Annotated in this window: 1 pseudogene; it reads right to left on the reverse strand. The window is 52.6% G+C overall.

Annotated features, from left to right (window positions below):
- Positions 1-163: 163 nt before the first annotated feature.
- Positions 164-274: pseudogene (locus tag VSR34_RS39080) on the reverse strand (IS5/IS1182 family transposase); the annotation flags it as partial.

The raw sequence follows: 274 nt of genomic DNA on the forward strand, positions 1-274 counted from the left end.
GTCCTTCACTCGCTGTACCGCGAGCGTCCTGAACTCAGCGGTGTACGCCTGCTTCGGTATTTTGAACATCGATTCTTTCCTTCCTTCGGGTCGAGTTTACACATGACCTACTGGAAGGCGAAATTTCAGGGGAAGCTCAGACCTTCCCTAGGGCGTGTTCACACTATCTGAGCCCATCAACGATGAGCGCGAAATTGATAAAGGCGAGGAACATCACGTCCAGTTTTTCGAACCGCGAAAAGATGCGGCGGAAGCCTTTGAGGCGGCGAAACAG

The organism is Paraburkholderia sp. JHI2823, from assembly GCF_038900695.1.
GTDB classification, from domain to species: Bacteria; Pseudomonadota; Gammaproteobacteria; order Burkholderiales; family Burkholderiaceae; genus Paraburkholderia; species Paraburkholderia mimosarum.